The sequence below is a fragment of the Actinocorallia herbida genome (genome assembly GCF_003751225.1).
Lineage (GTDB): Bacteria > Actinomycetota > Actinomycetes > Streptosporangiales > Streptosporangiaceae > Actinocorallia > Actinocorallia herbida.
In genome coordinates this window covers 337,926-358,944 of record NZ_RJKE01000001.1, presented here as the reverse complement: position 1 = coordinate 358,944, position 21,019 = coordinate 337,926, and the positions used below count along the sequence as shown (strand labels likewise).

General features: G+C 68.0%; 23 protein-coding genes. 9 read left to right on the top strand and 14 right to left on the bottom strand.

All coding sequences use genetic code 11. From position 1 onward, the window contains the following. Positions 1-6: 6 nt before the first annotated feature. Complete coding sequence (locus EDD29_RS01950; RefSeq protein WP_123661876.1) at positions 7-2,394, bottom strand: ATP-binding protein; 2,388 nt, start codon at positions 2,392-2,394, stop codon at positions 7-9. Between the two features lie 453 nt (positions 2,395-2,847). Here EDD29_RS01950 and EDD29_RS01945 point away from each other — a divergent pair, with 453 nt between their 5' ends. The 4 genes from EDD29_RS01945 to EDD29_RS01935 all read left to right on the top strand — a co-directional run bounded on the left by EDD29_RS01945 (position 2,848) and on the right by EDD29_RS01935 (position 5,748). Beyond that, on the top strand, positions 2,848-3,306 hold the full coding sequence (locus EDD29_RS01945) for a plasmid mobilization protein (RefSeq protein ID WP_123661875.1): 459 nt from the start codon (positions 2,848-2,850) through the stop codon (positions 3,304-3,306). Continuing rightward, positions 3,303-4,796 (top strand): relaxase/mobilization nuclease domain-containing protein, encoded by a 1,494-nt coding sequence (locus tag EDD29_RS44865; protein WP_148085846.1) that lies wholly within the window; start codon positions 3,303-3,305, stop codon positions 4,794-4,796. The genes EDD29_RS01945 and EDD29_RS44865 overlap by 4 nt, the downstream gene beginning before the upstream one ends. A gap of 227 nt (positions 4,797-5,023) precedes the next feature. Beyond that, on the top strand, positions 5,024-5,542 hold the full coding sequence (locus tag EDD29_RS01940; RefSeq protein WP_123661874.1) for a hypothetical protein: 519 nt from the start codon (positions 5,024-5,026) through the stop codon (positions 5,540-5,542). Beyond that, positions 5,539-5,748 (top strand): helix-turn-helix domain-containing protein, encoded by a 210-nt coding sequence (locus EDD29_RS01935; RefSeq protein WP_123661873.1) that lies wholly within the window; start codon positions 5,539-5,541, stop codon positions 5,746-5,748. Before EDD29_RS01940 ends, EDD29_RS01935 begins: the two co-directional genes overlap by 4 nt. A 957-nt stretch (positions 5,749-6,705) precedes the next feature. Here EDD29_RS01935 and EDD29_RS01930 read toward each other — a convergent pair. Further along, positions 6,706-7,116, bottom strand: a complete 411-nt coding sequence (locus EDD29_RS01930; RefSeq protein WP_123661872.1) for an ATP-binding protein — start codon at positions 7,114-7,116, stop codon at positions 6,706-6,708. Positions 7,117-7,284: 168 nt separating this feature from the next. Here EDD29_RS01930 and EDD29_RS01925 point away from each other — a divergent pair, with 168 nt between their 5' ends. Then, a complete protein-coding gene (locus EDD29_RS01925; protein WP_246052457.1) occupies positions 7,285-8,154 on the top strand; it encodes a helix-turn-helix domain-containing protein in 870 nt (289 codons plus the stop codon). 8 nt (positions 8,155-8,162) lie between these two features. Next, complete coding sequence (locus tag EDD29_RS01920; protein ID WP_123661871.1) at positions 8,163-8,384, top strand: DUF397 domain-containing protein; 222 nt, start codon at positions 8,163-8,165, stop codon at positions 8,382-8,384. 1,495 nt (positions 8,385-9,879) lie between these two features. Here the strand turns inward: EDD29_RS01920 and EDD29_RS01915 are convergent. Then, the gene (locus EDD29_RS01915; protein WP_123661870.1) at positions 9,880-11,022 is read right to left on the bottom strand and encodes an acyl-CoA dehydrogenase family protein; all 1,143 of its coding nucleotides are present in this window, start codon (positions 11,020-11,022) and stop codon (positions 9,880-9,882) included. A 197-nt stretch (positions 11,023-11,219) separates the two neighbouring features. On the opposite strand from EDD29_RS01915, the gene EDD29_RS01910 reads away from it, so the two are divergent. Beyond that, the gene (locus EDD29_RS01910) at positions 11,220-11,732 is read left to right on the top strand and encodes a hypothetical protein (RefSeq protein WP_148085845.1); all 513 of its coding nucleotides are present in this window, start codon (positions 11,220-11,222) and stop codon (positions 11,730-11,732) included. 12 nt (positions 11,733-11,744) lie between these two features. On the opposite strand, the gene EDD29_RS01905 is transcribed toward EDD29_RS01910, so the two are convergent. The 10 genes from EDD29_RS01905 to fdxA form a co-directional block, all read right to left on the bottom strand. Beyond that, positions 11,745-12,233, bottom strand: a complete 489-nt coding sequence (locus EDD29_RS01905; RefSeq protein WP_123661868.1) for a DUF2617 family protein — start codon at positions 12,231-12,233, stop codon at positions 11,745-11,747. Positions 12,234-12,287: 54 nt separating this feature from the next. After that, positions 12,288-13,181 carry a S1C family serine protease gene (locus EDD29_RS01900; protein ID WP_123661867.1) on the bottom strand — a complete coding sequence of 298 codons (894 nt, stop codon included), beginning with the start codon at positions 13,179-13,181 and terminating at the stop codon, positions 12,288-12,290. After that, the gene (locus tag EDD29_RS01895) at positions 13,178-13,633 is read right to left on the bottom strand and encodes a T3SS (YopN, CesT) and YbjN peptide-binding chaperone 1 (RefSeq protein WP_170201253.1); all 456 of its coding nucleotides are present in this window, start codon (positions 13,631-13,633) and stop codon (positions 13,178-13,180) included. The genes EDD29_RS01900 and EDD29_RS01895 overlap by 4 nt, the downstream gene beginning before the upstream one ends. A gap of 25 nt (positions 13,634-13,658) precedes the next feature. Further along, positions 13,659-15,188 (bottom strand): polyamine aminopropyltransferase, encoded by a 1,530-nt coding sequence (locus EDD29_RS01890; protein WP_123661865.1) that lies wholly within the window; start codon positions 15,186-15,188, stop codon positions 13,659-13,661. Between the two features lie 25 nt (positions 15,189-15,213). Next, positions 15,214-15,645 (bottom strand): DUF350 domain-containing protein, encoded by a 432-nt coding sequence (locus tag EDD29_RS01885; RefSeq protein ID WP_123661864.1) that lies wholly within the window; start codon positions 15,643-15,645, stop codon positions 15,214-15,216. After that, positions 15,645-16,358, bottom strand: a complete 714-nt coding sequence (locus EDD29_RS01880; protein WP_123661863.1) for a hypothetical protein — start codon at positions 16,356-16,358, stop codon at positions 15,645-15,647. Before EDD29_RS01880 ends, EDD29_RS01885 begins: the two co-directional genes overlap by 1 nt. Beyond that, positions 16,355-16,756 carry a DUF4247 domain-containing protein gene (locus EDD29_RS01875; protein WP_123661862.1) on the bottom strand — a complete coding sequence of 134 codons (402 nt, stop codon included), beginning with the start codon at positions 16,754-16,756 and terminating at the stop codon, positions 16,355-16,357. The genes EDD29_RS01880 and EDD29_RS01875 overlap by 4 nt, the downstream gene beginning before the upstream one ends. Then, positions 16,753-17,256, bottom strand: a complete 504-nt coding sequence (locus tag EDD29_RS01870) for a DUF2617 family protein (RefSeq protein WP_246052456.1) — start codon at positions 17,254-17,256, stop codon at positions 16,753-16,755. The genes EDD29_RS01875 and EDD29_RS01870 overlap by 4 nt, the downstream gene beginning before the upstream one ends. 60 nt (positions 17,257-17,316) lie before the next feature. Continuing rightward, on the bottom strand, positions 17,317-18,396 hold the full coding sequence (gene dapC / locus EDD29_RS01865; protein WP_123661861.1) for a succinyldiaminopimelate transaminase: 1,080 nt from the start codon (positions 18,394-18,396) through the stop codon (positions 17,317-17,319). A 74-nt stretch (positions 18,397-18,470) separates the two neighbouring features. Beyond that, positions 18,471-18,791, bottom strand: a complete 321-nt coding sequence (gene fdxA / locus EDD29_RS01860; RefSeq protein WP_123661860.1) for a ferredoxin — start codon at positions 18,789-18,791, stop codon at positions 18,471-18,473. A 181-nt stretch (positions 18,792-18,972) separates the two neighbouring features. Here fdxA and EDD29_RS01855 point away from each other — a divergent pair, with 181 nt between their 5' ends. Then, a complete protein-coding gene (locus EDD29_RS01855; RefSeq protein WP_123661859.1) occupies positions 18,973-19,230 on the top strand; it encodes a putative acetyltransferase in 258 nt (85 codons plus the stop codon). Here EDD29_RS01855 and EDD29_RS01850 read toward each other — a convergent pair. Next, a complete protein-coding gene (locus EDD29_RS01850; RefSeq protein WP_123661858.1) occupies positions 19,227-20,108 on the bottom strand; it encodes a crotonase/enoyl-CoA hydratase family protein in 882 nt (293 codons plus the stop codon). The two genes, EDD29_RS01855 and EDD29_RS01850, sit on opposite strands and share 4 nt — an antisense overlap. Positions 20,109-20,214: 106 nt before the next feature. On the opposite strand from EDD29_RS01850, the gene EDD29_RS01845 reads away from it, so the two are divergent. After that, positions 20,215-21,018, top strand: coding sequence for a class I SAM-dependent methyltransferase (locus tag EDD29_RS01845; protein WP_123661857.1), 804 nt, complete (start codon positions 20,215-20,217; stop codon positions 21,016-21,018). Position 21,019 lies beyond the last annotated feature (1 nt).

The window sequence follows — 21,019 nt, the reverse complement described above, 5'->3', positions numbered from 1 at the left end:
GGATGCCTACCCAGGGTTGGGGGTCAGGGAACGGAGACGAGCGAGGTCGAGGACGTCGAAGCGGAAGATCGCGTCAGCCGCGGCGGCTTCGTCGTGAGCGACTCCGAGCACGTTGACCGTGAACGGGATGGGCTCCCAGTGGTGAGGGCGGTCAGACAGTAGACGGAGCTGGTCGCTCAGGTGAGCGTGCCGGTTCTCGGTGGTCGTGCCGGTCAGGCCGGCGAGTAGTTCTGCGAGGAGATCGTCCCCGGCCGGCCTGCCGAAGAGGGACTCGAGTTCGCCGATCTGGCAGGCGAGGGTGGTGATGGCTCGTCCCGGGGAGCTGGGGTAAGCGCTGTCGAGGTACTGGGCGAGGACGGTCGCGGCCTGGGGGATGCGGCTTTGCAGGCCGAGGACGCGGCTGGAGTCGCGCAGGTGCCAGGGGCTGTCGCTCGCGACTCCGGATGCATCGGAGTTGTGGGCGAGGGCTTGGAGCAGGCGCCAGGCGCGGTCCAGTTCGAGGCAGGCCATGGCCTTCTTGCTCAGCCAGTGGATCGCCTCGTACTCGGCGTAGGGATGTTCCTTTTCCCGAGCAACCTGGATCGCGTGCAGCAGCCAGCGATCGGCTTCGGCGTGGTCGTAGGCGGCGAGATGGGCCAGGCCGCGGTGCCCGTGGGCGCGTGACTGGAGTTCGGGATTGGCCGACATCTCAGCGACCACACCGCAGAGCTGGATGCAGCGCGCCGTGTCCTGGATCGGGCCGCACAGGGCGATCTCTGCATGGAGCATCAGTGCTTCAGCAAGGATCTCGCTGGGGCCGACGTTCGCGGCGACGAGCTGGTCGAGGAGGCCACGGCACTCCTCCCAGCTGTTGGTCATACGAAGGTTGCGAGCCCACAGAAGCCGGACGGCCAAGACAGCCTCGTCGGTGGCAGCGCCGAGTTGCGCCACCGCGGACGAGCAGGCCTCAGCCGCGGCGACATGGTTGCCTTCTGCAGAAAGGCACTCGGCGAGTTGCACGAATGCCTCAACCGTGTTCGTCCCCTGATCTACAGCGACTGCAGCAAGGTCACGGGCCTTCGACACCGAACCGATGGCGAACTGCCTGCGGGAAGCGTCGATGGCGTAGGCGCAGGTCTTCTCCTTCACCCCGGCCGCCGAAGCGACCGCGACCGCCCGAACCTGCATCTCGTCATCCCAGGGCCGCTCCGCCTCCAGCAGTTCAAGGAGCTTGCGGTGCTGACGACGCCACCGCGGACCGTTCACCACCCCTCGCTCACGCAGGACCTCAGCGAGGAGCGGGTGGTGGATCGTGTACCGGTCGTGTTCGTCTCGCGGATCGGCTGGCCGGACCAGGGCGTGCTCACTGAAAAGGACGTCCAGGCGCTCGTAGACGTCATCGACGTCCATACGTGCGAGCTGGGCCAGGTAGTCGACCTCGAAGCTGTAACCGATCAGCGCGGCGGCTTCCAAAATCCTCTGATCCGCGACGTCCAGGAAAGAAAGACGTTCTTCCAGAACCGCGGTTATTCTTCGCGGCATCCCCACATGGGCCTCGCTGCCGAGCCGGACCAGCGACTCTGCGAACAACGGGTTCCCCGCGCTCATCTGCACGATCTGCGCGACCAGCCCTGACGGGACACGGGAGCTGGCTGCCTGGCGGACGAGGACCTCGGTGTCCTCACCGGTCAAGCGTGGAAGATCGATCTCCACGCAGTCGTCCCGGTAGCGACGGAGCCGGAACAACGCCCGCTTCAAAGGGTGGGCCTCGTCGCGGCTTTGGAGGTTGTCCGGACGGTAGGCCAAGACGAGCGTCAACGGTCCCTCGACGCGCAGGGCCAGCGTCACGAGCAGGTCGACGGTCGCGGTGTCGGCCCAGTGAAGGTCGTCTAGGACGAGCAGTAGCGGTCCGCGCTTCAGCAGCTCGTCGACGAACCCGATCAGCTGGTCGAGCCTGCTGTCCATGTCGACGGTCTCGCGTCCCGCTTCGCGGACCGATCGTCCGGTCTTCATCCCTGCCGCGAGCAGGCCGCCGACCATCGGCACCGATTCGACCCAGTCTGGAGCGTGCAGCCGGAAGGAGTCGACGACCCGGCCCATCATGTCCCGCGAACCGGAACGTTCAGCCGCGTTAGCGAGCGACCTGAGGCACTCACGCACTGCTTGGAAGGAATCGGATGCCAGCGAGTTGAGCATCGCCTGGCCGTAGCCGTGCAGCAGACCGGCCTCTCGGTGCCGTTCGATCGAAGCGTCCGCGAACGCGCTCAGGAGGCTCGACTTTCCGACGCCAGCTTCCCCGCGCAGGACCAGGACGCTGGTTCTCCGATTTCGTATCGAAGCGTCGACCCGCTCCATGAGGAGTGCGAGCTCGTCTCGCCGGTCGACCAACCGGGTAGGCGTTGTCTGGCGCGACAAGGACGGGCACCTCCACACGTCGACTACCGCCCACAGGGCACGCAGCTGGGCCGCGTCAAGCCCAGCTCACCGTGTTTCAGCCAGAGATTATCTGATCAAGCCCCGAATCGGCCCTGCCGAAGGATTTTGATTCCTCGACGCAAGGGGTGCTGGACTCACGGGGCGTAGAGAGTCCCAGCAATGGGCTTCGACATAGTGGACGAGGGGCACCGGGTTGGCGACGCTCTGGCCTCCCGCTTGGCCACCACAATCAGGCTCACGAGTCGAGCTCCGTACACATGGCCTCACTGGCAGCGGCTGATCATCTTCGACCCACTGCGTGACCCGACAGTCGGTTGCGGCCGATTCCGGCTTCCGGCGCCATTTATCGGGATGGCTCCGCGGGGTGCAAGATGAGGCATTCGTGGCTACGAAGTGGGCGACGCTGCGCGCTCGTCCACTTCGCACCGAGGGATGGACCGGGCGCGGTCCACGGAGAATCCGGAGGTGCGGGTAGTGCCCGACGGCTGCGACGAAATGCCAGTTCAGAAGACGTATCGACGACGTGGAGAGGGGCCCAGGCGGAAGTGCCTGTGCTTGCGGCTCAGTGAAGACGAGTACGAGGTCATCACGGCGGCGGCAGGACGCCAAGGCGTGACTCGGACGTTCTTCGCCGCCGAGGCGGTGCTGTTGGTGGCCCGTGAGGACGTGCCGGTGGTGAGGGCGGCCGACCGGGCGCTGCTGCGGGAAGTCATGGAGGGAAACCGCCAGATCCGGCGGGTCGGCGGGAACCTCAACCAGATCGCGCTTCGCCTGAACGCCTCCGGGCAGTGCCCTCCGGAGCTGGGCTGGTGCCTGGAACTGGTCGCGGAGAGCCTTCAGAGGCTTGATGGGCTGGCCATGGACCTGGACGAACTGATCCACCGCCGATGATCGGAAAGATCACTCGCGGGTCGAACGTGGGGAACCTGATCGTCTATCTTTACGGGCCCGGTCGCACCAGCGTCCACGACAACCCGCACGTGGTGGCCGGCTTCCGGACTCCCCTCGAATTGGAGCCTCGCATCGAGAACGGTGCGCCGGATCTCAAACCGCTCATCAGCCTGCTGCGGCAGCCGTTGGCCGCTCTGTCCGTCAAAAGTCTCGACCAGCCGGTATGGCAGTGCTCTCTACGCGCGGCTCCGGAGGATCCGTGGCTGAGCGACGAGCAATGGGGCGAGATCGCCGCGGAGACGCTCCGCCGCGTCGGCATCATCCGCGACGCGGATCGTTCCGGATGCCGGTGGATCGCGATCCGCCACGCGGATGACCACGTCCACATCGTCGCCACGCTCGCCCGCGAGGACGGCCGGACGCCGCGACTGTGGAACGACAGACTAAAAGTCCGGGACGCATGCCTCGCCGCCGAGGAGAGCCACGGATTGCGGCGGACGGCACCGGCCGACAGGACCGCGAATCGACGTGCTACCCGTTCCGAAGACGAGAAAGCCGCACGTCAGGGACGTAAAGAGGTACCGCGCCAGACGCTCCGCCGAGCTGTGACGACCGCAGCCGGTGGAGCTGCGGGACCCGACGAGTTCTTCGCAATGCTCGCCGACGCAGGAGTCCTGGTCCGCACCCGCCGCAGCACGCGGATTCGATCCGAGGTCACCGGATACAAGGTCGGCCTCCCCGGTGACGTCACGAAGGCCGGAGAGCAGATCTGGTTCTCCGGAGGCCGGCTCGCGCCGGAACTCAGCATGCCGAAGCTATGCCAGAGATGGGCCGATCCGGAGCGATCCGCTGATCCGTCCGCGCGTCCGCGAGCGATCCGCAGCCCGGAACAGCGTGAGGCCGTGTGCCGGGCAGCCTCCCAGGCCGTCATGCAGGCCGCCCACCGGTTCCAGTGGAGCAGCAGTCCAGAGGTGCGCTCGGACATCGCAGCGGCCACCACCGGTGTGCTTCACACAGTGGCACATGTGACCGGGAATCCCCGGATGAGCCACATCGCCGACGTCTACGCCAGGGCCGGCAGAGAACCTCACGGGCGCGTGTCTCCTCTCGGCTCCTACTCGCGCGGGCTGAGGACGGTAAGCCGGGTTTTCGCCCATGCGCTGAGCCGCCAGAGCGGAGAGGCCTACCGAAGGACTGTCGCGTGGATCCAATTGTTCTCGTGCCTGGCGCACCTCGTCGAGAGGATCGCCGCGCACCGCGCCGCCCAGGGGCGGATCGCGCAGGCTCAGGCTGCTCAGGCGGCCGCGGATGCGCTCAAGCAGATGGCGGACCCGACCCAGCAGGCATCGAGGCAGGCTCATCCAGTCCTTCCTGGTCTGCTCGCCGTGACGTTCCCTGCTCCCCCGCGAGCGAGCGCGACATCAAGAAATCGACCGTCACCCGACACTTCACCGAACTCCCCCGGTCGTTCACGAGCAGCCGGAAGATAGATCGAAGACACCAGGAGTAAACACTAGCGACTCTGGGTAACAGGGCTGGCAGTGCTCGACCAACGAGCACGGACGTGCAGCAGTGCGCGGAGTCCCCTAAGAGAAAGGAGCGCCCATGGCTGAGTCGGCGGAACAGAGGACCGACATGCGAGTACCACCCGGGCTCGCACGCTAGCCAACCGCGTCACGCTGCGCCGACCCCGACCGAACGCGGAAGGCCTGCGGCAATGACGAAGAGCAGAACCCAGCAAGCAGCAGACGACCGGACCGAGCAGCTCGCGCGCAACGTCTACGACAACGTGCGGCAGCTCAACCACGCGACCGCCCGACCCCCAGGACTGACGTATCCCGGAACCGCTTACTCGGTCCTCGGCAACCTCTCCGAGGCCGTCTACGGACTGGGGCAGACCCTCGAACAGCTCGACCGCTTCCTCACCGAAGAACTGAACGCGGGACGACTCGGGCATGACCTCGGCCACAGCCCTGTCACCGAGATCCACGGGGCGCAGGACGAACTTCGCTCAGCCAGCACCACCGCGAGGAAGCTCGCAAACACTCTCGGACGCGCCCAGAGCTCCATCAACGCGGTCAACGCGAAACCCCAGCTCACACCCGCAAGCCTGGCAAGCCAGGCCTTCCCCATGCCTCCCGGCGAAGCCATCCTCAAGACCGGCTCGGCGGGTACCCGTCCAGACCATCCACCCCAAGCACGACCCGGGCGGGCTCACGGAAGGGGCGAGGCATGAAGCCCATCACCCTCGACGGCCTCCGCTCGCTCCCGCCCTTCATCGACCTGATGACCGCCGCCGGCATCCTCGGAATCGGCCGAACCAAGGCCTACGACCTCGCACGAAGAGGCCGCTTCCCCTGCCACGTCGTCCTGATCGGCGCCAGCTACAAGGTCAGCCTCAAGGACCTGCTCAGACTCATGAGCCCACCGGAAGGTACCTGAGTTAGGCAGGTTCCGCGCTCTCCGTCGGAGCGGAAGCTCGGAGCCACTTCGGCAGCAGCCAATAAGGTCGCCGCGGGACTCGACCGTGGCCACCGCAAGCACATCCGAACGCGCTGGCCTCCGTCACTTCGTTGAGGAGTGACGGAGGCCCTGAAACATCCACGAGGAGCTCTCAGCGGAAGTGGGCAATGCTTCGGGGCGACGCCTCATGCGGCGGATCGCCGGAAGCGCAAGCGACCACCGAGCCTGGACATGATGCTTGGGCGGCCCTCCGAGTTCGGAGAGCGGCGCTCAAGGCCAGGCCAATAATCGTCGGTGTTGAGCGAACCTCCCGCCGGGGCTGGCATCTGGCGTCGCGGCGGCAGCGACGCGCTTGCGGCTGCTCGGGGTGCGGGCGGACGCTCCCTCCCACCGACGACAGACCTTGAGTAGGGGCGATAATCCGTCCTTGTAGGTGGTGAAGGCTTCGGGCCGGAGCGGAGACGGATCCACAACGCGTGGCCGAGATGTTCGAGCGTCCTCGCAGTGACCCACTCGTCATGCCCGTCGACGTTCACGAGGGCTCGCCACACCTTCGTGGCCTCGCCCCACCACAAGGTGAGGATCTCGGGAAACGAGCGTCGGAGGGCAGCCTCCATTGGACCGTTCGAGAGGTTCTGGCGCGGCTGGCCGATCGTCGTCAGGGGCGGCCCGGCGCTGGCCGGTGATCTGGTGGCCGACGCGAGCGGAGGCGCCGAGTATGTAGCCACTGCTTGGGGCACTTGCGTGAAAGCTCTCTTGGAGGCGGTGTCGCAGAAGTGCTGCATGAATGATCTCCGTTCTCGGGTCGTGCGGTGCTGGGTCCAGCTCTGTCCGCAGGTGTCAGAGCGGTTCGCTCTTGCGGTGCCGGTGAATGCACGATCGCGAGCAGAGCCCGTACCGCGTCACCGCGAAGTCCTGCGGATGGGTTCGCCGTCGTCAGGCGGAGGGCGGGATATCGACTTCGAACCAAACGACGGTCCCTTTACCGTCGGGGGCGAGATCGTGGCCCCATGAGCGGGCCAGGACATCGAGAAGGAAGAGGCCGCGCCCGTCCTCGTCATCGTCTGAGGCGTCCCGAGGCACGGGGACTCCTCCGCCTTCGTCGGTGACCTCGACGCGCAGCCCGGAGCGGCAGGTCAGCAACGCAACCCTGACAACGCCCGATGTTCCTCCGTGCTTGAGCGCATTGGTTGCGAGCTCCGAGGTCAGAAGCTTCAACGTGTCGATCACCTCCGATCCCGCGTACGACTTCCCGACAGCCGCCACCCAGTCCCTCGCCCGGAACGGCAACAGCAGATCCGGCTGAAGCCGGGCGAAACCCACGAGATCCAGCCCAAACCTCTCCATGCCCCATCACACTCCCCAAAGTCGCGATAAGAACACGCTCCGCAGTCAAGCGCACGAGGCCAGCATGGCATTGACAAGTCAACATTGCTCTGCACAAGTCAATATTCGCTGGCCCGATCCGGCCAGTAACAGGGAGCGACCCATCCGCCCCGTGGAAGACTTCGGTGCATGGCAACAGCGGAGATGGCGGACTACAAGGTGAGCGAGACGGCGGGCGGACCGACCGTCAGGCACCGTCGCCTGTCCGCCGAGCTCAAGAGGTTGCGCGAGGCCGCCGATCTAACTCCCCAAGAGGCCGCCGATCTCCTCGGCTGGAGCCGACCGAAGCTCGTGAGGATCGAGAACAGCGGCGGCGTCCCCTCGGTTGAGGACGTACATCGCATCCTCGACTCCTACGGAGGCATCGACCAAGCGCTGCGGCTCGCCCTGGCGCAGCTCACTCAGGACGTCCGACTTCGAGGGTGGTGGTCGGCCTACGGCGACGTCGTCGGCGGCTCCTACGCGCAATGCGAAGACGTGGCGACCGAGATACGCAGTTTCGAGACGTCGTTCATCCCGGGACTCCTTCAGACCGCCGCGTACGCCCGCGCGATCATGCAGGGCGACGAACCCGACCTGGTGGAGCGACGTGTCCAAGCACGCATGACCAGGCAGGCGCTGCTCACCCGCCCGAACGCGCCGAAGCTCTCCGTCGTTCTCGACGAGAGCGCCCTTCGTCTTCCTATCGGGGACATGGAGGTCCTGCGCGAACAGCTGGAGGCGCTACTCACCGCATCACGACGCTCGAACATCAGCATTCGGGTGCTGGACGAGACCGCCGGCCTCCATCCTGGCCGGACGGGCGGAAGCTTCGTAATCTTCGGTTTCGAAAGCGCCATCGAGCCCGACGTCGTCTACCTGGAGACGCTCGCAGGCGGGCTCTATTTGGAGGAAATCGCACAGGTTAGGCGCTGTAATGTCCTGTATGAGGGCATCGTCAGCGCTGCCCTCCCTGAGGATCAGTCGGCAGCTCTCATCGCCGCCATCATCAAGGAGTGACCAGGCGAATGTCCCCCCGACACAACGTCCCGACCGCGACGTGGCGCAAGAGCTCTCACAGCGCGCCGCAGGGCAGCAACTGCGTCGAGCTCGCCGACCTTCGTGGCCGAGTCGGCATCCGCGACTCTAAGAACTCGGACGTCGCCCACCTGACGGTCACCCGCCGCCAGTTCAGCCGCCTCGCCTCCCACATCCGAGCTGGCAGCCCTTTCGAGCAACATGCCAGCTGAGCTGTTGGTGCCGAAGAGTTCCTTAGCGGGCGCTCAATCAGTCAACAGTGGTTACGGCTCGTAGCGTGAACGCAGATGGACATCTACTAATTAACTAACTATGAGAGCCAAGTGAGCGTGCGCGACGACAGGCGGAAGCCACTGCGCAGCATCCGAGGCCTTGACACCGTGCCTCGACCGCTCAGTGCCGACCTCGCCAAGTCTTAAGTCGAAGTGAGCGATGCCTCGACAAAGCTCTTCAGGACGAAAGTGGCGTTCGGCTCCCTTGCTAACCAACCAACCAGATCGAAGCGAAGGCCGCGTCCGCCAAAGTGATGGGTGGTCGTTCGAGGTCAGTGTGTCTTCCTTGCGAAAGACAGCCATCGCGTGACCGTTGGGAATTCGGCCGACGGCGTCAGAAGAGCAGACACACGACGGCTGTGAACGGCAACGTAGACCATGGCCAACAGTTGAGCGGTTCGAGTCGGACCTGTTGAGGAGCCACGCTGACAGCCACGACAACCCTGGATGCCAGCTGCAGGCATGCCTTGGCGGGCGATATCCCGCGCCGGCCCGTGTGAGGAAGGCGCCAAGCTCACCACTCAAACCCGAGGGATCTCCCCGGCTCTTGGTGCGCGAGCCTTGAGCGGCCGTGAGATGTAGCCACCGCAAGCTACAACAAGTAGCATAACGCTACGTTTAGTAACGTCTGGCCAGGTTGCGCCACCCAATAGACAAGCAACTCGATCTCGTGCATAATATTTACAGCGCTTGCCAGCTTGACAGAAATGTGGCACCGCTTACCCAAAATCGGATTTTTCAAATCGAATCGTCTGATCCGCGAGGGGATAACTACGGTCGAAAACGATTAACAAAACCCTGACGATCGCGCATTTGGCTTAGTGCATCACTCCATGAGACAGAGTGATAGCCCTAAGGGTAGGACTATGTTCTGCCCTAGCTAAGTCAGAGTGCGTTTTTTTATGGGCGAAACCAGCAGGTCGAACGTCACGGCCTGCTTTTTTGATGCACGAAAACAGCAGGTGAGGGGCCCTCGTTGGCGCGAGGACCCCTCCGCCCCCCCAGAAGCAGCCGGTCCGCGGTCGCAAGAAGGAGAGCACACATGCAGAGTAACCACGACGGCAAGAAGCCTGGCCTCCCAGAGATCGTAGAGATCCTCGCTGTGAGCGTGTGCTTCACCTACATCTCAGGCGGTGAGGCGGTGGGAGCCGTCGGCTTGCTCATCGCGTACGCCACGCTCCGTTGGGGTCGTAGCTAGACAGTACGGGTGCCCGCTGAGCCTTCGGGGCTCAGCGGGCACTGACACGCTTCGATGAAGGACCTTCGATAGCGAGAGCATCGCCCCGCCATGCGCCCCGTAGGTGAGGGCCAGTGAGCCTCTGGCCGCAACGTGGACCGGAGCTCATCTAGCCACCTCGTGGCCATCCGTCTAACAAATGATCTAACGAGGCGTTAGAATCTGGGGACAACACAAGCCATGAAGAGGCAGGTCAGGCTAGACGCCGAGGCTGCGGCCGATGATTTCCTTCATGATCTCGGTGGTGCCGCCGAAGATGGTTTGGATGCGGACGTCCTGGTAGGCCTTGGCGATGGGGTATTCGGTCATGTAGCCGTAGCCGCCGTGGAGTTGGAGGCAGCGGTCTACGACGCGCTTCAGCAACTCGGTGTTCCACCACTTGAGCATGGCCGCCTCGTCGGGGGTCAGCGTGTGGGTGGTGTCGGCGAGGATGCACTTGTCGGTGAAGGCTCGGGCGACGGTGATCTCGGTCTTGATCTCGGCGAGGACGAAGCGGCTGTTCTGGAAGGAGCCGATGGGCTTGCCGAAGGCGGTGCGGGTCTTGCAGTACTCGAGGGTCTTCTCGAAGGCGTCTTCGGCGGCGGTGAGGGCCGTCGCGCCGATGGAGAGGCGTTCGCGGGCGAGGTTCTGCATGAGGTAGATGAAGCCCATGCCCTCTTCGCCGAGGAGGTTCTTGGCGGGCACGCGGACGTTGTCGAACGAGAGTTCGGCGGTGTCCTGGGCGTGCATGCCGATCTTCTCGAGGTTGCGGCCGCGCTCGAAGCCGGGCATGCCGCGCTCGACCATCAGCAGGGAGATGCCCTTGTGCTTGGCGGTCGGGTCGGTCTTGGCGACGACGACGATGATGTCGGCGAGGATGCCGTTGGAGATGAACGTCTTGGAGCCGTTCAGGATGTAGTCGTCGCCGTCGCGGACCGCGGTGGTCTTGATGCCCTGGAGGTCGGAGCCGGCGCCGGGCTCGGTCATCGCGATGGCGCTGATCAGCTCGCCGGAGCAGTAGCCCGGGAGCCAGCGCTGCTTCTGCTCCTCGTTGAGGAGCTGCTTGAAGTAGCCGCCGTTGATGTCGTTGTGAACGGCCCAGCCGGGGCCGTGGATGCCGGCCTTGGCCAGCTCCTCGCCGAAGACGACGTAGTAGCGGTAGTCGTCGTTGCCGCCGCCCCCGTACTCCTCCGGCATGTCGATGCCGAGCAGGCCCGCCCGTCCGGCCGCGAGCCAGACCTCGCGGGAGACGATGCCGTCCTTCTCCCACTGCTCGTGATACGGGGCGCACTCCTTCGCGATGAAGGCTCGCACCATGTCGCGGAAAGCCTCGTGCTCCTCGGTGAAGATCTCACGCGCCATCGGGCCACACTCCTGGGTAAGTACGTACTGACTGACCTCCGAGGGTACCAAGTCGCGGAGCCCGCCTCCCACCCGGCTCCCGCCGCGGCTCCACTCGGGCACCCCGACGGACCCGCACACGCACCCGACCGCAACTGGACTTTCCCCGTTCCCCCCGGCGCCCCGTTCTTATGATCATGGCGACCCAGGGAGGGAACGTGTCCGACGCCCGTACCTACCGTCTCCCCGCCAGAGAGATCCGCAATTCCGCCGCCATCGGCGGCCTCGTCTGGCTTGCCGTATCGGCCGCCATCTGGGGGCCCGGGTTCCTCGCACTGCCCTTCGCGGTCTCCGCCCAGACCGTCGTCACGATCCTCACCGCCGCCATGGTCGCCGAAGCCGTCCTGACCAGGACCACCGCCGACGAGACGGGCCTGACGGTCCGGAAACTCACGTCGTGGCGGCTGCCGTGGGAGGACGTCCAGGGGATCAAGGCCATGAGGCACCCGAACGCGGTGACCGGCAAGAGCGGACCGCGACGCATGGTCGTCTACTGGGACGCGCAGGGCGAGCCACGGCGGATCGCGGGTCTCGACGATCTCTCCGTGCCCGGGTTCAAGGACGAGGTGGCCCGCCTCCAGGGCCTCTGGACGGCCCACCGCGGAGGCTCCTGGCGGGAGATTCCGCAGGTCCAGCACAGTATCGCCGACTACGGGCGCGGGAGCGCGTAGCTCACGGCCCGCTCAGCCGATCAGCAGCCGGCTCCTGGTGCTGACGACCTGGCGCGTCTCCGGGAAGGTGTACCACCCGCGCCACTCGATGCCCCGGCGGAGCTGCCGCACCAGCACCCCGCACAGGACGTCCTGACGGCCCGGGAACGAAGCCGCGAGGCTGTCGTCCCGGTCGGTGAGATACCTGCGGAGGAAGGCCACGGCCCGTGTGAAGTCGGCGTAATCACGACGGTACACATCGGCGGTGAAGACGTGCGACCAGCCCCCGACCTCACGCCTGAGGTGGTACGGCAGCGGGCCGGACCTTCCGGGGAGCTGCGCGACGGTCTCCACGACCTCGCCGGCGACCACCTGGAAACCGGCCGGGAGCAGCCTGGCCTGGACGTCCACACCGGCTATCCGCCAGCCCCGGACGGCCAGCGGATCGAGCGGGGGCTCGTCCAGTGTGAACGCCAGATCGTCGGCCACGACCTCGACGTCGGGCCGCGAGAGTTCCAGCATGCGGAACCTCCAGGGGTCGGCGTTATGCCGGGATTGTATGACGCCCGGGGCTGCTCAGCCGTCCAACGCGGCGGGGATCACCTCGACGTGGCAGACGGCGCCCTCGCGATGGATCGCGAGGGTGAGGGCGACGCCGATCCGGTCGCCGCCGAGCTGGTCGTAGAGGGCGGCCCTGCCGTCGATCTCGACGCCGTTCACCGCGAGCAGGGCGTCTCCGACGCGCAGCGCGTTGCCCTCCCCGACGCGGGTGACGATCTGGCGCTTGGCGGTCAGGCCGTCGATCTCCACGTGCCGTTCGGCGATGGCGACGCCCAGCGACGCGCGGGTGACGCGGCCGTGCGCGATCAGGTCGAGCGCGACCGAGGCGACGGTCCCGGCCGGGACGGCGAAGCCGATGCCCGCGCCGTCGGTCCGGATGGCGGTGTTGACGCCGAGGACGCGCCCGCGGGCGTCCACCAGGGGTCCGCCGGAGTTGCCCGGGTTGATCGCGCAGTCGGTCTGCAGGACCCGCTCGAGCGAGCGCACGCCGCCGCGGGTGGGCAGGGAGCGGGCGAGGCCGCTGATGATGCCGAGCGAGACCGACTCGGGGAACAGGCCGAGCGGCGAGCCCAGCGCGAGGCACAGTTCGCCGAGCCGGGCGGGCTCGGCGCGCAGCTCGAGGTGGTGCTCGGGCGGCTCCGCCAGCCGGAGGACGGCGAGGTCGGTGAGCCGGTCCGCGCCGACGATCTTCGCGGGCTGGGACCGCCTGCCGGGCAGGTCGGCGATGAGTTCGCCGCCGTCCTCGATCACGTGGTGGTTGGTGACGACGTGGCCCTCGGTGTCCAGGACGAAGCCCGAGCCGTACGAGGTCCCCTTGTCCCCCTTGAGGGTGAGGGCGACGACGGAGGGCAGCACCCGTTCGGCGAGCGCCGCGAGTTCGTCGCTGAAGGAGGCGAGTGCGAGGCTCATACGGTGACCGCGTCCTCGTCTTCCTCTTCCTCGAAGGACTTCTCGCCGCTGAAGTCGGCCTGGAGTTCGTCGTCGAACCGGTCGGCGAGGTCGCCGATCGCGTCGCAGGCGTAGGAGAGGTTGTCGACGGTGAGGGTCTCGGCGAGCAGCTCCGTGCTCATGATCACGTCGCCGTCGTCGGTGACGTAGGCCCTGGCCTGGAGGATCCGGGAGTTGATCGAGTTGAGCGCCTTGAGGAGCTGCCTGCCGCCCGCGGCGCCGCGCAGCACGATGGACCAGACGCGGACGAGGTGGGGGTTCTCGCCCCGGTCGACCACGTCGACGTAGTAGAGCGCGCTACCGCGGCGAACGGGGATGGAACCGTCCTTGTCGACGGCCAGCGGCCCGTCGATCTGCAGCATCTCCTTGGCGAGCTTCTCGACGTACGCCTGAATCATCGCGATCTGTGCCATGCCTGAATTCTTCCGGATCGAACCCCTAGAAATCTTGCCATTCCGCATCCTCGTAGCCGACGATCACCGGCCGGACGAGGGTGTTGGCTTCGACGTCGTCGCGCCTGAGGTCCTTGGCGAAGACCTTGGCCGCGGAAAGGACGTCGGCGTCGAGGAAGCGCAGGGCGGGCGCCTCGTCGGAGAGCTTCAGGGCCGGCTCTCCGGAGGACGCCATGACGAAGCCCCAGTCTCCGAAGCTCGGTACGTCGACGTGGTACGGCAGCGTGCGCAGGCCCGATTCCCTGATCGTCTTCTCGATGCACCAGAACGACCTGGGCGCGAAGTACGGGGAGCCGGACTGGACGACCATCCTGCCGCCGTCGGCCACGAGGCGCCGGGCGAGCCCGTAGAACTCGGCCGAGTACAGCTTGGCCGTGGCGACCTCGTCGGGGTCGGGGAAGTCCACGATGACGGCGTCGTAAGGCTCGCGCCCGTCACGCGCCCACGTGAAGGCGTCGGTGTTGACGACGGTGACCCGCGGGTCCTCGAAGGCTCCCCCGTTCAGCTCCCGCAGCCGCGGCTGGGTCCGGGCGAGGGAGATCACCTCGGGGTCGAGTTCCACGAGGGTCACCTCCCGGACGTCCGGATAGCGCAGGACCTCGCGCAGGGCCAGGCCGTCTCCACCGCCGAGGATGAGGACCCGCGCCCGGGTACCGGACAGGGCGGGGTGCACGAGGGCCTCGTGGTAGCGGTACTCGTCGACCGAGGAGAACTGGAGGTCTCCGTTGAGGAAGAGCCGGGTGTCCGCGCGGCCCGAGAGGCTCACCTTCTCGGTGAGGACGATCTCCTGGTAGGCGCTGCGCGTGGCGAAGGCCACGGGGTCGTTGTAGAGGGCCTGGCGGGCCGTCATCTCGAAGGCGTCGGCCTTGACGTAGACGGCGCCCAGCAGCACGAGGACCCCTGCCATGACGCTCCACAGCACCGCCTTGCCCGTCCGCCCGACTTCCGCGCGGAAGATCCACAGCACCACCGCCACGCCCGCGACGGCGTTGACCGCCCCGACGACGAGCGCGCCCCGGATCTGCCCGAAGACCGGCAGCAGCAGGAACGGGAAGGCCAGGCCGCCGACGAGGGCGCCCACGTAGTCGGCCGCGAAGAGGTCGGCGACGGCCGAGCCGGCCTCCTGCTTGCGGATCTTCTGGAGCAGCGTCATCAGCAGCGGGATCTCCGCGCCGATGAGCGCGCCGAGCACGGAGGCGGCGACCACCAGCATCGGGACGTAGAGGTCGAGCCAGGCGAAGGCGGCATAAAGCAGCAGCACCGACAGGCCGCCGAGGAGCGCCAGGGCCGCCTCGATGGCCGCGAACGCCACCAGGGCGCGGGACTGGAGCGGCTTGGCCGCCAGCGACCCGACGCCCATCGCGCAGACCATCACCGACAGCACGATCGACGCCTGGGTGATGGAGTTGCCGACCAGATAGCTGCCGAGCGCCACCAGCGCCAGCTCGTAGACCAGCCCGCACGCCGCGCAGACGAAGACCGCCGCCAGCACCAGCGCGCGCCGCCCCCGGATCACCTGGGCGCCCTCCCCCGACGGCGCATCAGCTGATGGAGGCGCAGACGATGGCCGCCGTGGCGAGGTCCGTCGCCGCGACGACCCAGGCCGACGCGTGCGGCGAGCTCCCGCCGGACAGAAGGGTCTCGCCGAGCTTGCCGGGCGTGATCGCGTCGAGGATGAAGAACGCGACGACCGACAGCACGATCCCCAGCAGCGCGTAGACGACGGTGCTGAGCAGGCCATCGGTCAGGCCGTCCTCGCTGACGACGATCGCGGTCGTGATGATCGCGCCGAGGCCGAGGAGCTTGGCCGCCAGGACGACCGCGCCGCCCTTCCCGCCCTCGGTCCAAATGATCTTCCCGAGGTGGCCTGGGGTCAGCAGGTCCACGACGAGGAAGCCGAGGGCGAGCAGCGCGATGCCGACACCGCCGTAGGCGAGGGTCGCCAGGGCCTCGCTGAACATGTCGTCGAACATCACGGTCTTTCCGCCTTCCGCGCCTTCAAGGTGCCGGAGATGATCCAGATGAGGCCGAGCAGGACCAGCACCGCGCCGAGCGCCAGCCAGAAGTACCAGCCGAATCCGTGCACGGGGCTCAGCTCGTCGTTCGAGGACGCCGTCGGGTCCGTCGTCTGCTCTCGCGCGGGGATCGCCGCGAGGGCGCCGCCGCTCTCGGTCGAGGCCAGCATCGGGAGCGCGCCCAGGAGGTCGGCGAGTTCGGAGATCCCCTGGGGCTCCAGCGAGTCGTAGAGCTTCGCGCGCTCCAGCGCGCCGGGGTCGACGTCGAACTCCTGGATGTTGTCGCTCGCGTTCACGTTGACCGAGCTCCACTCCTTGTAGATGTAGGAGTAGTTCACCGCCATGACGATCCAGCGAGGGCACTCCTCGGGCCGTGACATGACGTCGACGCCGAGCCCGAGGTTGGAGCCCTTCTCCTGCGGGGCGCCCGTGCCCGCCTCGACCGACCAGCCGTAGCAGATCCCGTGCGCCTTGGCGGCGTCGGTGTAGACCTGCTGGATGCGGGCGGTGTCGTCGGCGTCGAGGGCCGTCGCGGTGGTGTCGTAGGCGAGGTCCTCGTCGAAGACGCCCTCGTCCCACAGGCTCCAGCCGAGCGGGAGGACGAAGCAGACCAGGGCGAGGACCACGGCGATGAGGCAGCCGGCGTTGGACCCGGACTTGCGCTGGCTCATTTGCCGTCCCCCGGCCCGCCGCCGCGGAAGAGGGTGGCGTGGCCCGCGGGCCCGCCCCACCGCCCGGCGACGTGCTCGTGCCAGCGCCGGTAGCCGGCGTCGGCCTGGTCCACGTGGATCACGCTGCCGGAGCCCGTGGCGAGGACCGCCACGATGACGTCCGGGTAGCGCAGGAAGACGCCCGAGGGGTCGACCGCCCGGTCCACGGGCTTGTGCCTGTCGGCGATGTCGCCCGCGGCCGTCAGCGGGTCGTCCGTGGTCGTCCAGGAGTCGCCCTGCGCGGCGTAGTGGCGCTCGATCCACGAGGCGGGCGACGTGGAGGTGCCCGCCAGGACGAGGGCCGCGATGAGCGCGCCGACGGCGATCAGGAAGCCGCCTCCCCAGGCCGCGCCCTTCACGCCGCCTCCCGGCGCACGAGCCGCGAGGCCGTCTCGACGATCTGGGCGGCCTCGGGGTAGGTGTGCCAGGTCCGCCAGGTGATCCCGGCCTCGCACGGGTCCACGATGATCCCGGTGAGGGCGCCGGGGTCGCCGGGGAAGACGCCGCTGAGCGCGTCCGGCCGGTCGAGCCGGGCGGTGACCTCGGCGAGGGCGGCCGGGAAGTCGGGGACGTCGAGGGTGCGCGAGGTGAACGCGTACCGCCAGCCGTCCAGGCCCGCCTCCGCGTGCGGCGGCAGGCCCTGCTCGCGGCCGGGGAGGCACGCGACGGTCTCCAGCACGGGCCCGGCGACGACCTGGTGCGAGGCGCCGAGCAGGCGCAACTCGACCGTCAGGCCGTCGACGACGACCGCGGAGACGGCCAGCGCGTCATGGCGCGGCTCGTCCAGCGCGAACACGAGCGCCCGCGCGCTCGTGTCGCGGTAGGGCACTTCGAGCAGTCCGGGCACGGCACCGTCCACGTCGATCCAGGGGGGTTTCCGGTGCTTCGCCCGGAGGGATCGCGTGGATCATAGTGCCCGTCACTTCAACCGGGCCACCGCTTGCTCGATCCGCTCATCGGTCGCGGTGAACGCGACCCGAACGTGCTGCGACCCGGCCGAGCCGTAGAAGTCGCCGGGCGCCACGAGGATGCCCAGGTCGGCGAGGTAGGCGACGGTCTCCATGCAGGCCTCGTCACGGGTCGCCCACAGGTACAGGGCGGCCTCGGAGTGGTCGACCCGGAAGCCGTGGCCCTCCAGCGCGGCCTTCAGCGCGGTGCGCCGGGCGGCGTAGCGGGCGTACTGCTCGGTGAAGTGCTCGTCGTCGCCGTACGCGGCGGCCATCGCGGCCTGGACGGGCGCGGGCACGATCATCCCGGCGTGCTTGCGGATCTCCAGCAGCCGCTTGACCATCACGGGGTCGCCCGTGATGAACCCTGCCCGGTACCCGGCCAGGTTGGAGCGCTTGGACAGCGAGTGGATCGCCAGCAGGCCCTCGTGGGAGCCGCCGGAGATGTCGGGGTGCAGGATCGACAGGGGCTTCGGCCCCTCCCACACCAGCTCGATGTAGCACTCGTCGCTGATCACCGGGACGCCGCGGTCGCGCGCCCAGGAGACGACCTTGCGCAGGTGCTCGGGCGGCAGGACCCGGCCCGTCGGGTTCGACGGCGAGTTGACCCAGATCATCTTCGGCACCACGGGGCCGAGGGTGAGCAGGCCGTCGGAGGCCACGCCCGTCGCGCCCGCGATCCGCGCGCCCACGTCGTAGGTGGGGTAGGCGAGCTCGGGGAAGACGACGGTGTCGCCGGGCCGCACGTCGAGCAGCTTCGGCAGCCAGGCGACGATCTCCTTGGTCCCGATCACCGGCAGCACCGCGTCGGCCGGGACGGTGACGCCGAGGCTGCGCGCCAGCCAGCCCGCGGCCGCCTCGCGCACCGCGGGGGTGCCCCAGGTCTGCGGGTACCCCGGCGAGTCCGCGGCCTCGATGAGGGCGCGCCGCGCCACCTCGGGCGTCGGATCGACCGGGGTGCCGACGGACAGGTCCACGATGCCGCCGGGGTGTGCCGAGGCCGTGTTCTTGTACGGCTCCAGTCGATCCCAGGGGAAATCGGGCAGATCCATCGGTGTTGCTCCTTCAGAGATGAAACGGCTCTCGGCCGCGGCCCACCGGGCCACGACCGAGAGCACGAGACGTGTTACTCGCCCTGCGGGGGCAGTGCAGCGGTGATCGGGTGGTCCCGCTCGATCTTGCCGACCTTGGACGCGCCGCCGGGAGCGCCCATGTCGTCGAAGAACTCGACGTTGACCTTGTAGAAGTCCTTCCACTGGTCAGGAAGGTCGTCTTCGTAGTAGATCGCCTCCACGGGGCACACGGGCTCGCATGCGCCGCAGTCGACGCACTCGTCCGGGTGGATGTAGAGCTGGCGCTGCCCCTCGTAGATGCAGTCGACAGGACACTCTTCAATGCAGGCCTTGTCGAGAACGTCCACGCAAGGCTGCGCGATGACGTAGGTCACGCCGTACTCCTCTCAGTTGCGATCCTCACCGGCCCCGGAGGATCGGTGCTGTCACCGCAAGCGCCGTGCGCACTCCAGGGCCGTTGCGATGGCGGCCCCGCCGACAGCCACGGCTCACCGTAAGCTTGTGGGCAATAGTATTGCTGGCGCAGGGCAGTCATTTCGACGTGGGGGTACCCACTTGTCATCCCAGTTCGCCTCACCCCGGTTCGCCGCGCGTCTCGTCGTCGCGATCTCCCCGGCTGACGTCGGCGCGCGGGTCTCGCTGCGCCGTCGGCTCCAGACGGGAGAGTACTCCGATGTGGTCGGGATCCTCGAAGCCTGGTCCGAGGGAAAACTGCGGGTGCGCCGCCGCACCGGCGAGATCGTCGAGGTCGCCGAGGCCGCGCTCGTCGCGGGCAAGACCGTCCCACCCGCGCCGGAGCGCCGCCCCCGCTAGTCCTCGCGCCGCTTGGGGAACTCGGGCAGGGCCGCGGGCAGGTCCCGCGAGACGGTCAGCGGGAAGACCGCGGGGCGCTTCTCCAGGAACGAGGTGACGCCCTCGGCGGCGTCCGCGCCGGATCCGATCTCGACCATCAGGCGCGAGTCGTTGGCGTGGGCCTGCCAGGGCGTCTCGGCCGAGAGGCCCGCGTACAGCAGCCTGCGGATCGCCGCGACGGAGACGGCCGAGGTGTTGTCGGCGACCTCCCGGGCGAGCGCGATGGCCGCGGGCAGCAGCTCCTCCGGCGGCACGACGCGGGAGACCAGACGGCCCGCGAGCGCCTCGGACGCGGAGAAGACCCGGCCGGTCATCGCCCACTCCATCGCCTGGGAGATTCCTACGACACGCGGCAGGTACCAGGACGAGGCGGCCTCGGTGACGATGCCGCGGCGCGCGAACACGAAGCCGAACTTCGCGTTCTCCGAGGCGATCCGGACGTCCATCGGCAGGGTCATCGTCGCCCCGACGCCCACCGCGGCGCCGTTGATCGCGGCGATCACCGGCTTGAGGCACGCCGCGATCCGCAGCACGACCGTGCCGCCGCCGTCGCGGGGGGTCTCGCCGTCGGACAGCATGTCGTCCTCGGCGAACATGTCCTTGGCCTTCTCGTAGTCGAAGGTCCCGCCGCCCGCGCTGAGGTCGGCGCCCGCGCAGAACGCCCGGCCCGCGCCCGTCACGACGACGGCGCGGACGGCGTCGTCGGCGTCGATGCGGTCGAAGGCGTCGAGGGTCTCCAGCCGCATGGTGTTGGTGTAGGCGTTCATCCGCTCGGGCCGGTTGAGCGTCAGCACGGCGACGCCGTCCGCGACCTCGTAGCCGATCTCCGTGTAAGTCATGCGCCCCGCCTTTCGCACCGGTTTCCGAATCTGATTCTAGGACGGGGCCCGTGCGGGGTGTCCGGACGGCCCCCGCCGGGGGGCATTGGTCGGATATCTTCGGCGCATGAACTGGTCCGTGGCGACATATGACTCCGCCTTCGGATATGTCTCAGCTCATGGCGCTCCGCTCATCGACCTGCTCGACCCCCAGCCCGGCGAGCGCGTCATCGACCTCGGCTGCGGGGCGGGCCTGCTCACCGCCGAGCTGAACGCCCGCGGCGCCGACCCCCTGGGCATCGACGGCAACCCCCTGCTCATCGCGCAGGCCACCGTCAATTTCCCGGAGCTGTCCTTCGCGCTCGGCGACGCGCACGACTTCACCGTCTCCGATCCGTACGACGCGGTGATCTCCATGTCCGCGCTGCACTGGATGGCGCGCGACCCCGACGCCGTCATCGCCCAGGTGTACTCGGCGCTGCGGCCCGGCGGCAGGTTCGTCGCGGAGATGGGCGGCGCGGGCAACTGCGCCGAGCTGATCGCGGCGATGCAGACGGCCTGGCGGGAGTTCGGCCTCACCGAACCGGAACTGCCCTGGTACTTCCCCACCCCCGCCGGGTACGCCGCGCGGCTGGAGGAGGCCGGGTTCACCGTCCGGATCCTCGAGTACTTCGACCGGCCCACCCGGATGACCGAGGGGCCGGGCGGCGCCGCCGACTGGGTGCGCGTCTTCGCGGCCGAGCCGCTGCGCGAGGTCCCCGCCGAGCTGGCCCCCGCGCTGCTGGCCCGGGTCAACGACCTCGCCGCGCCCGCGCTGCGCCGTGAGTCCGGCTGGGTCGCCGACTACGTGCGGCTCCGCTTCGCGGCGGTGCGCAAGGCGGGCGGCGCGCCCCCGCAGGGCGGACCCGTGCCCGCCCTCGGGCCCCTCTGAC